This is a genomic window from Mordavella massiliensis (assembly GCF_016901695.1).
Taxonomy (GTDB): Bacteria; Bacillota; Clostridia; order Lachnospirales; family Lachnospiraceae; genus Claveliimonas; species Claveliimonas massiliensis_A.
This window is the reverse complement of sequence record NZ_JACJKS010000031.1, coordinates 1-12,127: the sequence shown is the minus strand read 5'-3', so window position 1 is coordinate 12,127 and position 12,127 is coordinate 1. Positions and strand designations below refer to the sequence as shown.

Annotated in this window: 13 protein-coding genes; 3 read left to right on the top strand and 10 right to left on the bottom strand. The window is 50.8% G+C overall.

Features of this window, described 5'->3' with window-relative positions:
- Nucleotides 1-77: 77 nt before the first annotated feature.
- The 4 genes from H6A20_RS12635 to H6A20_RS12620 are packed head-to-tail and all read right to left on the bottom strand — an operon-like array spanning nucleotide 78 to nucleotide 2,255.
- The gene (locus H6A20_RS12635) at nucleotides 78-713 is read right to left on the bottom strand and encodes a class I SAM-dependent methyltransferase (RefSeq protein WP_204907463.1); all 636 of its coding nucleotides are present in this window, start codon (nucleotides 711-713) and stop codon (nucleotides 78-80) included.
- Nucleotides 710-1,243, bottom strand: coding sequence for a methylated-DNA--[protein]-cysteine S-methyltransferase (locus H6A20_RS12630; protein WP_207750417.1), 534 nt, complete (start codon nucleotides 1,241-1,243; stop codon nucleotides 710-712). The genes H6A20_RS12635 and H6A20_RS12630 overlap by 4 nt, the downstream gene beginning before the upstream one ends.
- A 1-nt stretch (nucleotide 1,244) precedes the next feature.
- Entirely contained in the window at nucleotides 1,245-1,604 is a 360-nt protein-coding gene (locus H6A20_RS12625; RefSeq protein ID WP_204907462.1) for an antibiotic biosynthesis monooxygenase family protein, read from the bottom strand.
- A 3-nt stretch (nucleotides 1,605-1,607) separates the two neighbouring features.
- The gene (locus H6A20_RS12620; protein ID WP_204907464.1) at nucleotides 1,608-2,255 is read right to left on the bottom strand and encodes a DNA-3-methyladenine glycosylase family protein; all 648 of its coding nucleotides are present in this window, start codon (nucleotides 2,253-2,255) and stop codon (nucleotides 1,608-1,610) included.
- A gap of 124 nt (nucleotides 2,256-2,379) precedes the next feature.
- Between H6A20_RS12620 and H6A20_RS12615 the strand changes: the two genes are divergently transcribed.
- Nucleotides 2,380-3,264 carry a helix-turn-helix transcriptional regulator gene (locus H6A20_RS12615; RefSeq protein ID WP_204907461.1) on the top strand — a complete coding sequence of 295 codons (885 nt, stop codon included), beginning with the start codon at nucleotides 2,380-2,382 and terminating at the stop codon, nucleotides 3,262-3,264.
- Between the two features lie 414 nt (nucleotides 3,265-3,678).
- Here the strand turns inward: H6A20_RS12615 and H6A20_RS12610 are convergent, their stop codons facing one another.
- The 4 genes from H6A20_RS12610 to H6A20_RS12595 form a co-directional block, all read right to left on the bottom strand.
- On the bottom strand, nucleotides 3,679-4,569 hold the full coding sequence (locus H6A20_RS12610; protein ID WP_204907460.1) for a Fic family protein: 891 nt from the start codon (nucleotides 4,567-4,569) through the stop codon (nucleotides 3,679-3,681).
- A gap of 49 nt (nucleotides 4,570-4,618) precedes the next feature.
- The gene (locus H6A20_RS12605) at nucleotides 4,619-4,762 is read right to left on the bottom strand and encodes a Fic family protein (protein WP_338106714.1); all 144 of its coding nucleotides are present in this window, start codon (nucleotides 4,760-4,762) and stop codon (nucleotides 4,619-4,621) included.
- Nucleotides 4,763-4,926: 164 nt separating this feature from the next.
- Nucleotides 4,927-5,769: a TrmH family RNA methyltransferase gene (locus H6A20_RS12600; protein ID WP_204907459.1), complete on the bottom strand. Its 843-nt coding sequence runs from the start codon at nucleotides 5,767-5,769 to the stop codon at nucleotides 4,927-4,929.
- 68 nt (nucleotides 5,770-5,837) lie between these two features.
- Nucleotides 5,838-6,110, bottom strand: a complete 273-nt coding sequence (locus tag H6A20_RS12595) for a DUF1294 domain-containing protein (RefSeq protein WP_204907458.1) — start codon at nucleotides 6,108-6,110, stop codon at nucleotides 5,838-5,840.
- A gap of 152 nt (nucleotides 6,111-6,262) precedes the next feature.
- Here H6A20_RS12595 and H6A20_RS12590 point away from each other — a divergent pair, with 152 nt between their 5' ends.
- Nucleotides 6,263-7,717, top strand: coding sequence for a sulfatase-like hydrolase/transferase (locus H6A20_RS12590; RefSeq protein ID WP_204907457.1), 1,455 nt, complete (start codon nucleotides 6,263-6,265; stop codon nucleotides 7,715-7,717).
- 29 nt (nucleotides 7,718-7,746) lie between these two features.
- On the opposite strand, the gene H6A20_RS12585 is transcribed toward H6A20_RS12590, so the two are convergent.
- The gene (locus H6A20_RS12585) at nucleotides 7,747-8,958 is read right to left on the bottom strand and encodes a MalY/PatB family protein (RefSeq protein ID WP_204907456.1); all 1,212 of its coding nucleotides are present in this window, start codon (nucleotides 8,956-8,958) and stop codon (nucleotides 7,747-7,749) included.
- Nucleotides 8,959-9,062: 104 nt separating this feature from the next.
- On the opposite strand from H6A20_RS12585, the gene H6A20_RS12580 reads away from it, so the two are divergent.
- Nucleotides 9,063-10,415: an MATE family efflux transporter gene (locus tag H6A20_RS12580; RefSeq protein WP_204907455.1), complete on the top strand. Its 1,353-nt coding sequence runs from the start codon at nucleotides 9,063-9,065 to the stop codon at nucleotides 10,413-10,415.
- A 37-nt stretch (nucleotides 10,416-10,452) separates the two neighbouring features.
- Here the strand turns inward: H6A20_RS12580 and H6A20_RS12575 are convergent, their stop codons facing one another.
- The gene (locus H6A20_RS12575; protein ID WP_338106713.1) at nucleotides 10,453-11,901 is read right to left on the bottom strand and encodes a 4Fe-4S dicluster domain-containing protein; all 1,449 of its coding nucleotides are present in this window, start codon (nucleotides 11,899-11,901) and stop codon (nucleotides 10,453-10,455) included.
- Between the last annotated feature and the right edge of the window lie 226 nt (nucleotides 11,902-12,127).

Genomic DNA, 12,127 nt, shown 5'->3' with positions numbered 1-12,127 from the left:
GAACAGGTTTCTTTTGTTTTGCCATAATAAAAGGCCCTCCTATGATTTAGATTTTATCATAGAAGAACCTCTTATATTTACGTATTTACAGAAAAACTTTCACACCGCCAACGCTGCGGTATTTCCGTTGTTTCGCATTTTTCTATGGCAAGGCCATGTGTTTCAAACAGGCTTAGCATTTCTGTCTTGCTTAGATTTTTTACATGGGACGGGTCGCGCTGAGTTTCAATTTCATCTTCTGTTTTTCGCAGAGGTTCATCAGCGGCTTCCATGTCTATCATCACCAGCTTGCCACCAGGCTTTAATACCCGTACCATTTCAGAAAAGACGTTATCGGTATTTGTAAAGTGATGGAAAGCAAGGCGTGAAAATACAATATCAAAGCTATTGTCCAGAAAAGGAAGTTCCTCCGCATATCCTTTCACAAAAGTCATGTTGTTCAAGTGGCTTTTCTCGGCTTCCTGCTTTCCAATCTGTAACATCGAAGGGGTTGCGTCCAAACATACAACACTCTGTACCAGCGGCGCAAATGACCGACCGCAGGCACAAGTACCGGCCGCTACTTCTAAAACGCTATCCTGCCCTTTAGGGGCAACACGGGAAATAGTATAATTCAAGTATTCCTCTTTGGAAAAATTGACTGTTTGACTCTCAAAATTAGGAGCCTGTATGGTAAAAGAATGTTGGATTGCCTCCAGATTTGCTGGTTTCATAATGCTGTCCCTTTCCTGGGGATAGAAAATTGTTTCATATCCACATTTTCCAACTTCAATAGTTCCACTTTTTTCTCTATACCGCCTGCATATCCGGTAAGGCTGCCATTTCTCCCCACAACACGGTGACAAGGCACAATGATTGAGATTTCATTGTGGCCTACCGCGCCGCCTACGGCCTGTGCCGACATACGCGGCAATCCCTTTTTGACGGCGATCTGCTTTGCAATTTCCCCGTATGTCATCGTATGGCCGTATGGAATGGTACAGAGGATTTCCCATACCTCATTCTGAAAGTCTGTGCCTGTAAAATGAAGCGGTACAGTAAAGTCCGGCTCTTTCCCCGAAAAATAAATCGTAAGCCATTCTTTTACTTTTTCAAAAATGGGAATTTCTTTTTCCTCATGTTCCTTGTCCAGATAAAGGGCAAAATATTTTTGCCCCTCAAACCAGAGACCGGTCAAGCCAATCTCATCAGCAGCCAATAATATATTCCCGATAGGTGAGCGGTAATGACTGATGTACTGCATATCATTCCTCCGTGCCGAAGTATCTGTTAGAGTCCTGCGGAGCCTGTGCGCGTTCCGTGTCCGTGTAGGAACGTATTTCCGAGCAGACTGTAATTTTATAACTTTCAAACAGTTTTTCCCGTCCCTCTTTCTGGCTCATGCGGTGCTGCATGACATTTCGCCAGCGTTCTACGGCTGTCTCGTCCGTCCACACATTCATAGACAACAGCTTGCCGTCCTCGTTCAGACTGGAAAACCGTTCTGCCCGGATAAAGCCCTCAAATCCGGCAAGCATTGGTTTCAACATAGCCGCAAGGTCAAGGTATTTCTTCATTCCGGCCTTTGTAGGCTTCACTTCAAACAAAACAACAATATTCGCCATTTCTTACTTCCTCCTGTTCTTTTTCGGCGCGTAGTCTTTCATGCCGGGAATAGCCCCGCCCGCAACAGCCCACAAATACAAACTGGCAACACTGCAATAAGGGCTGAACCTCCGCCGGTATTTTTCAAATAACTTTCGATCTATTTTCCTGTGATGGTAGACCATACGAAGCCCGCGCTGGATTGCCAGATCGTCAAAGCTGAATATGTCAGGACGCTGCAGGCAGAACAGCAAAATCATTTCCGCTGTCCATACGCCGATTCCTTTCAAAGAAGCCAGCGCCTGGATTGCTTCGTTGTCTGGCAACTGAGAAATTTCCTGTAAAGCAAATTCCCCGGTCTTTACTTTTTCAGCAAAATCTTTGATATATTCAGCTTTTCGGAATGTCATTCCAAAAGACTGCAGCGTATCTATATCGGCTGCCGAAATGCCCTCTGCGTTCACTTCTCCAAACTGCGCTTTCATTCTCGCCCATATTGTTGCCTGCGCCTTTGTCGATATTTGCTGGCCGATGATGTGATGTACCACGGAAGAAAACAGGTCGGTATCTACCTCGCGGTCAACGTGGCCGATTTTTTCAATGACTTCACGCAAACGCTCGTCTTTGGCTTTCAGATATTCTACTTCGCGCTCGGCATAGTAGAAATACAATTCGTACACCTCCTGCCTCCTTGACTTTTTTATTCCCCTGCACTATGATTTTATCACAAAAGAATACTGTTTGATATCATAAAATCGCCGGATATTATCATAATATTCCCAAAGGAGAACAAAAATGGATTTGGACAGAGAACAATATATCAACTCGGTCAATTTGAACATTGACACGGATTTTCCTTACCTTGTCCTCGATGTTATCAATGACAATTCTTTTCCCAGAAATCCCGGATTTCATGTTATGCACTGGCATGAGGATCTGCAATTCATTTTGGTGCTGGAAGGTACAATAGAGGTGCAGACACTTGATACCTCGGTTCTGATCCACACCGGAGAGGGATTGTTCATCAACAAGAATGTGGTACATGATGTACGGCGGCTGGAAAATTGTCATTACAACAGTTTCCTCTTCCCAGCTTATTTCCTCGAATTTTATGCCGGAAGTCCGGCAAAGGATTTTGTAGACAGCGTGACATCAAATGACCGAATGGCCTTTATCCATTTTACAACCGCCCTTGACTGGCACAAAGAAGTCATAGCGCACTTAAAGAAGTTGGTTCAGATTGAGAAGAACAAGACCGACTTTTATGTGTACGAAATTTTAGTGCGGCTCTCCTTGCTATGGCTGGTTATGAGGAAACACGTTACACTTCCGCAGGAACAGAGAGAAAGCATAGTCCGGCTCCGTATGCAAAAGATACTCCGTTTCATCGAAGAACACTATGCGGAAGATATTACATTGACTGATCTGTCCATGAGCGCCAATATCAGCAAATCAGAATGTTCCCGCTGTTTCAAACTGAGCATGAATACCACGCCCTATAAGTATCTGACAGAGTACCGGCTCTCAAAAGCCGCGCAGCTTTTGAAAAAGACGAACGAGCCTGTCGGAAATATTGCCGCCGCTGTTGGGTTTCACCAAATGAGCCACTTTGGAAAGTGCTTCAAAGAAAAAACGGGCTGTTCTCCAAAGGCTTATCGGGAAATGGAGAACAACCCTTAATATGCGATTACAACAACATACAGCAAGCGGCGATACTCCTGTTCTGGAATATCGCCGCTTGCGTTCTCATATATTGAAACTTGTCACATCAAGGCGCTTTCAAAAATGGTGTAGTAATGGTGTAGTAAGCGCCTTTCTGTTTCGTAAAACCATTGATTTTACTGGCTTTTTCAGGACTTTTAGGGATACTGCCGTGGCACATGAATAATATTCTAATCATCTATTTAAAACCCCTTGAAAATACTGTATTTCCTTGATTTATCGGTACTTTCCTTGCTTCTTCATTTCCTCTTGTCTGCGGCATATCGTAGCATAAATTCGCACATCTTTTCTTTGAAAAGCAGTATTCATTTTCTCCAAAGTGTCAAATTGACACTTTGGAACCAGCTTTTGATACTTTGAAAATTATCTTACTTAATATGGGATTCTGAAATAATCCAAATACGCCTTATATCGATCCTGTGCGGTCAGGCAGGTATCCGTCAGATAGCCTTTTTCATTGTCCCACTCCTTCAATCCTCTATAGTAGAACATCTTCAGATTATCCTCAATAATAAATGGAACTATATTATATTTCAAACATTCTTTGAACATAATCAGCCTGCCAACACGACCGTTACCGTCCTGAAACGGATGGATTCGCTCAAACTTTACATGGAAATTCAGAATATCTTCAAAGGTCTTTTCTTTTTTTGCATTGTACTCTGTCAGCAATGCTTTCATCTTACCGGCAACTTCTTCAGGTAGAGCAGTATCCATGCCGCCCACCTCATTAGGCAATTTTTTATAATCCCCCACTGCAACCCAGTCTTTCCTGGAATCGCTGGTTCCGCTTTTCAAAGTCAAATGAAGCTCCTTGATAAACTTCTCAGTCAGAGCTGCCTTTGCATGGTCGATAATCATATCAATACATCGAAAATGATTTGCGGTTTCAATCACATCGTCTACGTTGAGAACTTCATTTTCCACGCTGATGGTATTGGTTTCAAAAATATATCTGGTCTGTTCATGCGTCAGACGACTTCCCTCAATATGGTTTGAGTTATACGTTAAATCAATTTGCGTTTTATGGTAAATACCGCCGGAATATTTACTTGCTTTTTGTTCCTGCAAAAGATCCAGCAGTGTGAGTTGGTGTTCTTTCTTTTTGTTGGAACGTTCTGGTTTTTCGGCATTCTCCGGAATATTCCAGGTCTTTCCGGTAAGAAAAACACCCTGCACACGCCCGTGAGCACAGTAATTTCTTACACTACGCTCCGATATATTCCATTTTTTTGCTATTTCAGCAACTGAAAGGTATCGCATCTGCTTTCCTCCGTTATCAATCGAAGCTAATACTATATGAATCTACATTTTAGTATATCACATTATCGGCAATAAACCCAGCGAGATTCCGCATTTCACAATATATTTTTGCCGTTTTCGGAAGCTTCAACCAAGTCACAAGCAGGCGTCCCGTGCGGCCATTGCCGTCGATGAAAGAATGAATCTGTTTAATAATACTCTCCGATAACGGTAACTGATCCTTTACCAGGTCCCGTACAAAATCAAAGGCTTCCTTGTTAGCGGAACAATAGCAACGCTATCGGAATAATATTTTTTTGTTTATCGGAACAATGCAAAAGGTTCGTCAGCGGTGTTTCCCTCTCCCGAACTGCTGCCTCACCGGGAATGGCTGTCTTTTCCCAGTTCCCAGAAGGCCACCGCGCTGGCCGCTGCCACATTCAGGGAGTCCACGCCGTGGCTCATCGGGATCTTGATGGTGTGATCGGAAGCGGCGATGGTCTCCTCCTTCAGTCCCTCACCCTCCGTCCCGAGAATGAGCGCCAGCTTTTCCTCCTGCCTAAGGACCGGATCATCGACAGCCACGGACTCTTCGTGGAGAGCCATGGAGGCTGTGGAAAATCCCAGGGATTTCAGATAGCCCATCCCTTCCCGGGGCCAGGCTCCTGCCTCTTCTTCCCCCAGAAAAGTCCAGGGGATCTGGAATACCGTCCCCATGCTGACCCTGGCCGCCCTTCGGTACAGGGGATTGCTGCAGCCCGGCGTCAGGAGGACCGCATCCATATTGAGAGCCGCTGCGGAACGGATGACAGCCCCCACGTTGGTGGGATTCATGACATTTTCCAGGACAGCGATGCGGCGTGCGTTCCTGCACAGTTCCTCTGCCCGGGGCAGATCCCTGCGCCGCATGGCGCACAGAAGCCCCCTGGTCAGCTTGTAGCCGGTAAGCTGCGTCAGCACTTCAAAGGGAGCCGTATACACAGGGATATCCGGGCATCTGGCAAGCACCTCCCGCGCCTCCCCGTTTATATGTCTGTCCTCTGTCAGGATGGAGACCGGCTCATAGCCTGCGTCCAGAGCCCGCATGACGACCTTTGGACTCTCTGCGATAAAAAGCCCCTCTCCGGGCCTGTCCCTGTTCAAAAGCTGCGCCTCTGTCAGCCGGGCATACACATCCAGCTCCTTTGCCGCAAAATCCCTGATCTCTATTCTATTTCCCATATCTGTATGTCTCCTTACTGTCGTTTTGGTCAGGTTTTCTCTCCAGATCCGCCCTTTTCCCGGCAAGTTCATCCGGAACACGAAAGGAGGAGCAGAACCGCTGCCTGGACTGCCAGCAGCACGGGGATAGCCCGGAACAAAAGTTTCCTCGTCTTATGGTGAAACAAATGCATGCCCGCCAGGGCCCCGGCGGATCCTCCGATGAGAGCCAGCCCCAGCAGGGTGGTCTCCGAAATCCGGTATTGGTGCTTAACGGCCCTCCTCTTGTCGATCCCAAAAGCCGCAAATGCAATCACATTGACCAGGATCAGATAACAGGCTTTCCAGCTAATAGCTGCCATACTCTTTTAGCCCTCCTCCTTTGCACTCTTTTGGAACATATTATACTATAATACGATTCCTGTTTCACCATGGACAGAAAAAGAAATGCTTCTTATAATAGAGAAAAACCCAAAGAAAGGGGACAACAAAATTGAAACAATTTATTCTGATCATGACAGATACACAAAGACTTGATATGGTAAGCTGTTATGAAAACAGCGGCATTTCCACTCCCTGTCTTGACGCTCTGGCCAGGGAGGGCGTAAAATTTGACAAAGCCTACACAGTCCAGCCCGTATGCGGCCCGGCAAGAAGTGCTATTTTCACAGGCCAGTATCCATGTGTCAATGGTTCCTTTGCCAACTCGCTCGCTCCCGGGGCCAATGTAAAGACCATCGGGCAGCGTCTTTCTGATAAGGGGATCGCCACCGGCTATATAGGCAAATGGCATCTTGACGGAGGCGACTACTTTGGTCTGGGCGTCTGTCCGGACGGATGGGATCCTGCTTACTGGTACGACATGCGGAACTATCTGGACGAACTGTCCGAAGAAGACAGGATGAAATCCCGTGACAGCCAGACCATGTACAAAGAAGGCTGGCCGGCTGAAAAGACCTATGCTCACCGCTGTTCCGATCGGGCAATTGATTACATAAGATCACATAAGGATACCGATTTTTTCCTTGTTCTCAGTTATGATGAACCCCATGACCCATCCCTCTGCCCGGAACCCTTTGCCAGTATGTACAGTGATTTCTGTCTCCCAAAAAGAGAAAACGTCTGGGATACTCTGGAGAACAAACCTCCTCATCAGCAGGCCTGGAGCGGTCCCCGGAGATTTCAGGACCGGGACGACCTCCTGATCCAGATGAAAGAACTTTTCGGATGCAACAGTTTTGTGGACAGCGAAATCGGCCGTGTCACAGATGCAGCCAAAGAAATCCTGGGGCAGGATTTCACCCTCCTGTACACAAGCGATCATGGAGATATGGCACAATCCCACTGCCTGTATGCAAAAGGTCCCTCCGCCTACGAGGAGATCGCCCACATTCCTTTCATCCTCTGGGGACAGGGAACAGGCGTAGTAGACACTCCTGTGTCGCACATTGATATTGCTGCTACCGTGTGGGATTTCTTCGGTTTTGAAAAACCTATGATGCTCCAGGGAGAGAGTCTTCTCCCGCTTGTGCGGACAGACACGCGGCCTGCGCGGCGGGATGTCTTTATAGAGTTCGGGCGGTATGAGATCGACCACGATGGCTTTGGCGGCTGGCAGCCCATGCGCTGCATTTTTGACGGGCGCTATAAGCTCGTGATCAACCTTTTATCCGAAGATGAGCTGTACGATCTGGAAACAGATCCGTTTGAAATGGACAATCTTATCTGTGCAGAAGCCGTCTCATCCATAAGAGATAACCTGATGCGAAGGCTGCTTGCGCACATGGATCAGATCCGCGATCCATTCCGGGGCTACTGGTGGGAACAGCGCCCCTGGTACACAAACAGGACATCTCCCTCCTGGGATTACACCGGCTACACCCGTCAGAGAAGTGAGCCAGACTATGAAGCGCCGCAGCTCGATTACGCCACAGGACTCATCCCTGACAGTCTTGTCCGCCGGAAATAAGCTGTCATTGAAGACCGGATCATGCCTCTCTACACAAACACATACTTCCTCAGCCGCTCAAACGCCTCCTCTACTCTCGTCCGCGGCGATGCCAGGTTCATCCGGATATGGCAGGGACCGCCGAACGCTCTCCCGTCCTGCCAGCCGACGCCCACGTTCCATCCGTCTCTTAACAGGTCATCAATGGGCTTTCCGCTTGTCTCACAATACTGTGTACAGTCAAGGAAGAGCATGTACGTTCCCTGGGGATCCGCCACGTCCACACCAGAAAAATGCTTCCGGATGAAGTCCGCGGCAAAACGGCTGTTTCCCTCCAGCACAGCGCGAAGTTCTTCCAGCCACTCGTACCCTTCCGGCTGGTACGCCCCGATCAGGGCGTGCATGGACAGGACATTCATTTTATTGTAATGTGTCGCATTGGCATGACCACAGATCCGGTCTCTCAGATAACTGCTGTAGATGACGTGAAAGCTTCCGATCAGACCGGCAATGTTAAATGTCTTGCTCGGCGCATAGGCTGCCGCCACATGTTCCCGCGCCCAGTCATTCGTCATCTGGGTCGGGATATGCCGGTGTCCCGCAAAGGTGAGGTCCGCCCATATCTCGTCGCTGATCACATAGCAGTCGTTTGCCTCGTAGACCTCCATCGCCCTCTCCAGCTCCCAGCGCTCCCAGACACGGCCGGTGGGATTGTGCGGGGAACAGAAGATGGCGAGATGGATGTGATTCTCTTTCAGCTTCCGGTCCATGTCTTCATAGTCCATCCGCCAGATCCCCCCGCTGTCTCTCTTCAGAGGACTGTGGACAGATACCCGCCCCAGTCCCTCAATGTCTTCCCGGAACCCAAGATAGAACGGGCTGTGAAGGAGGATCTTATCTCCGGGTTCTGAGAGCACCTGGACGGCGCTCGTCACAAAACCATGCACCCCGTTCTCATACCCAATGTGCTCTTTCTTAAGCCCGGTCACGCCGAAATGATCTTCCTGCCACCGGATAATGGAATCATAATATTCCTCAGACGGACAGAAATATCCGAACGCAGGGTGCTGTACTCTCTTCATGACAGCTTCCGTGACAGAGGGACAGGTAGGGAAATTCATGTCCGCCACCCACATGGGGATAAAGTCAAACCCATCCTGCGGCTTGTCCGGCTCGCTGCCCGACACCTTCTCTCCCACGCTGTCTATGGCAAGGGCATCCCTGCCCCTGCGGTCCAGGATCGATGTAAAATCATACTTCATAAAATACCTCCATTGATGTCTTGCTCTACTTATGCTATAGTTATTCCGCAAACCATACAGACACGCGGCCCCGGCCGCTTTTTCAGATAAACGGGGGAATACCTATGATCGCGGAAGCAAAAGAAAAAGACATGACATGCGGCCCTGCCGGCCGGCAGATTTTCTTCTTTGCCCTCCCTCTTATGATGGGCAATATCTTTCAGCAGGCCTACACGCTCGTAGACACGGCTGTGGTAGGACAGGTGGTGGGCGTGAACGCCCTGGCGGCTCTGGGCTCCTCCGACTGGTTCAACTGGATGAGCCTGGGCGTCTGTTCCGGGCTGACCCAGGGGTTCTCCATCCTCATCGCCCAGCAGTTTGGAGCGAAAAACATAAAAGAAATGAAGCGCTCCCTGGCTGTCTCCCTGGTGCTCGCCCTGGCATCGGCGCTGATCCTGACCGTGCTGTTCCTGCTCCTCTCAAGGCCTGTCCTCACCTGGATGGGAACCCGGGAGGAGATCATCGGGGACGCCCTTGTATACGTGCGCATCATGTTTGCAGGCATTCCCATCGTCATGACCTACAACTGGCTCTCCAGTGTGCTGCGTGCAGTGGGAGACGGCAAAACGCCCCTGACTGCCATGGGGATCGCCTCCGTCGTCAACATCGCGCTGGATATCCTCTTTGTGGCCGGATTCGGCTTTGGCATCCCCGGGGCTGCCGCCGCGACGCTGATCGCCCAGGTGTGCTCCTGCCTGTTCTGCGCCCGCCACATCCGCAGGACTGCCATTTTACACTTTTCGCGGAGCGATTTTCGCCCGGACAAAGCCCTGATCGCCAGACTGTTTCAACTGGGGACCCCGGTGGCCATGCAGAATACCATCATCAGCATCGGCGGCATGATCCTCCAGTCCATCGTCAACAGCTTCGGCGTCATTTTCGTGGCCGGATTTACGGCTGCCAACAAGCTGTACGGACTTCTGGAGATCGCGGCGATCTCCTTCGGCTTCTCCGTCTCCACCTATACGGGACAGAACCTGGGCGCAGGCAAATATGACCGGATCCGCACCGGCGTGCGAAAAGGCGCCATCCTGGCTGTACTCACTTCCCTTGTGATCAGCGCCTGCATGTTCCTCTCCGGAAACACCCTGGTGGGCCTTTTCGTGGACGGGGCCAACCCGGATGCAGGGCAGGTCATCACATACGGACGGCACTTTCTCCGCGTGATGGCCGCCTTCCTCTTCATCCTCTACGGGCTCCACATCTACCGCTCCGCCCTGCAGGGCATGGGAAACACGTATATCCCCCTGCTCTCCGGCGTGATGGAACTGGTCATGCGCATCTGCGCCGCGCTGATCCTGCCCCGGTTTATCGGCGAATACGGGATCTACGCCGCAGAAGTGCTCGCCTGGACCGGGGCTCTGACCCTTCTGTATCTGTCCTACCAAAGGGCCATACGAAAGCAGCCGGACTTATAGGGAACGGCAAAAGTCTTCGCACGCCGGGCACCCGTCTCTACCTGTGCATGGAGAAGGATGCCTCGTCGTAGTTTTTCAGATTGTCACAGATACCCCTGTCGTCGGCCTCCCCGATCAGCATATCCCTGGACTTCTTTGCCAGCATCTGATCTTTGAAGGAGCTGGGACCTCCCACACAGCCGCCGTCGCAGGCCATTCCCTCGATGAAGTCCTCCGGCAGCCGGCCTGCTTTCATGAGCAGGAGCGCCTTCTTGCACTCCGCCGCCCCGTTGGCGCGGTACACTTTGATGTCCCCGTCGCCGCCGGACTCCTTCAGGCTCTCCACGACCGCTGCTGTGACGCCGCCGGAGTTTCCGAAGCGCTTGCCGTAGACAGAGGACTCCTGGTATGTATTCTCCTGGGGCTCCAGGGTCACGCCCTTCGCCCGCATGATCGCGCGGATCTCACTGTACGTCAGCACATAGTCTGCATTTCCTTCGATCTTCTGGTCCACCACCTCGGACTTTTTGGCGATGCAAGGCCCGATGAACACAGTCACGGCCTCCGGGTCCTTCGCCTTGATCAGGCGGGACACGGCGCACATGGGCGATACGGTCGTGGATACGGCGTCGTCAAGCTCCGGATAGTGTCTGCGCACCATATTGACAAAACCGGGGCAGCAGGAAGTCACTTTCTTCTTTCCTTCCTCCTGCGCTTCCTTCCACTCCTGCGCCTCGCTCTTAGCGGTCAGGTCGCCGCCCAGTCCGACTTCCACGAACTCGGCAAAGCCAAGCTCCTTCATGGCTTTCCTCCAGCTTGCCATCGTGATCTCCGGCCCGAACTGCCCCTCTGTGGCGGGAGCCAGCATGGCATAGACACGTTTGCCGGATGTGATCGCCCTGATCACGTCCACGATCCACGTCTTGGAGCCAATGGCGCCGAACGGACAGCTGTGGATGCACTTTCCGCAGCGGATGCATTTCTCTTCATCTATAACGGAAATCCCGTACTCGTCATAAGAGATGGCGTCCACCGGACAGCTGAACTTGCAGGGCCGCTTCAGATGGGCGATGGCATTGTAAGGGCAGGCTTCCGCGCACTTGCCGCACTCCTTGCACTTCGTGGCGTCGATGTGGGTGCGGTGGCGTCCCGCCTCGATGGCGCCGAACTTGCAGGCATTGATGCACGCTTTGCCAAGGCAGTTCTGGCAGTTCTCTGTCACCGTGTAGCTGGAGATGGGACAGTCCTCGCAGGCGGAGCTGATGACCTGGATCACGTTGCCTTCGTCCTCCGGTCCCGGCGCCTTGCCTTCAGCCAGGCGCACCCTCTGACGGATGATTTCCCGCTCCTTGTAAATGCAGCACCGGAACTGGGCTGTAGGCCCGGGGATCAGGGTGTAGGGGATCTCGTCCTTGCGCTCTTCCAGCTCGCCGGCAAAGGCCAGGCGTGCCACCTCTTCCAGAACTGCATGTTTGATCTTGATTACATTCGCGTCTGCGTATCTCACAGATTTTCTCCTCCTCATGTTTTATTTTGTATCGTATCGTGTGCCGGCCGGCACTTTGTTATAATTGTAACATGTCCAAAGGGGGTTTGCATACCATCATCTTGTCTCCATCTGCAAAAGGGGCTGTTGCAAAAGTAGATAGATAATCTACTGGAGCAACAGCTCCACTTTTTATACCTAAAAACAGAAAACAGGCCCCGAAGAGCCCGTAATCCGTGGTATAATT

What these genes read in the sequence shown, in the direction of transcription:
- H6A20_RS12635 (WP_204907463.1), bottom strand. Translation starts at nt 713, where the DNA reads ATGAAACCAGCAAATCTGGAGGCAATCCAACATTCTTTTACCATACAG.
- H6A20_RS12630 (WP_207750417.1), bottom strand. Translation starts at nt 1,243, where the DNA reads ATGCAGTACATCAGTCATTACCGCTCACCTATCGGGAATATATTATTG.
- H6A20_RS12625 (WP_204907462.1), bottom strand. Translation starts at nt 1,604, where the DNA reads ATGGCGAATATTGTTGTTTTGTTTGAAGTGAAGCCTACAAAGGCCGGA.
- H6A20_RS12615 (WP_204907461.1), top strand. Translation starts at nt 2,380, where the DNA reads ATGGATTTGGACAGAGAACAATATATCAACTCGGTCAATTTGAACATT.
- H6A20_RS12610 (WP_204907460.1), bottom strand. Translation starts at nt 4,569, where the DNA reads ATGCGATACCTTTCAGTTGCTGAAATAGCAAAAAAATGGAATATATCG.
- H6A20_RS12600 (WP_204907459.1), bottom strand. Translation starts at nt 5,769, where the DNA reads ATGGGAAATAGAATAGAGATCAGGGATTTTGCGGCAAAGGAGCTGGAT.
- H6A20_RS12595 (WP_204907458.1), bottom strand. Translation starts at nt 6,110, where the DNA reads ATGGCAGCTATTAGCTGGAAAGCCTGTTATCTGATCCTGGTCAATGTG.
- H6A20_RS12590 (WP_204907457.1), top strand. Translation starts at nt 6,263, where the DNA reads ATGACAGATACACAAAGACTTGATATGGTAAGCTGTTATGAAAACAGC.
- H6A20_RS12585 (WP_204907456.1), bottom strand. Translation starts at nt 8,958, where the DNA reads ATGAAGTATGATTTTACATCGATCCTGGACCGCAGGGGCAGGGATGCC.
- H6A20_RS12580 (WP_204907455.1), top strand. Translation starts at nt 9,063, where the DNA reads ATGATCGCGGAAGCAAAAGAAAAAGACATGACATGCGGCCCTGCCGGC.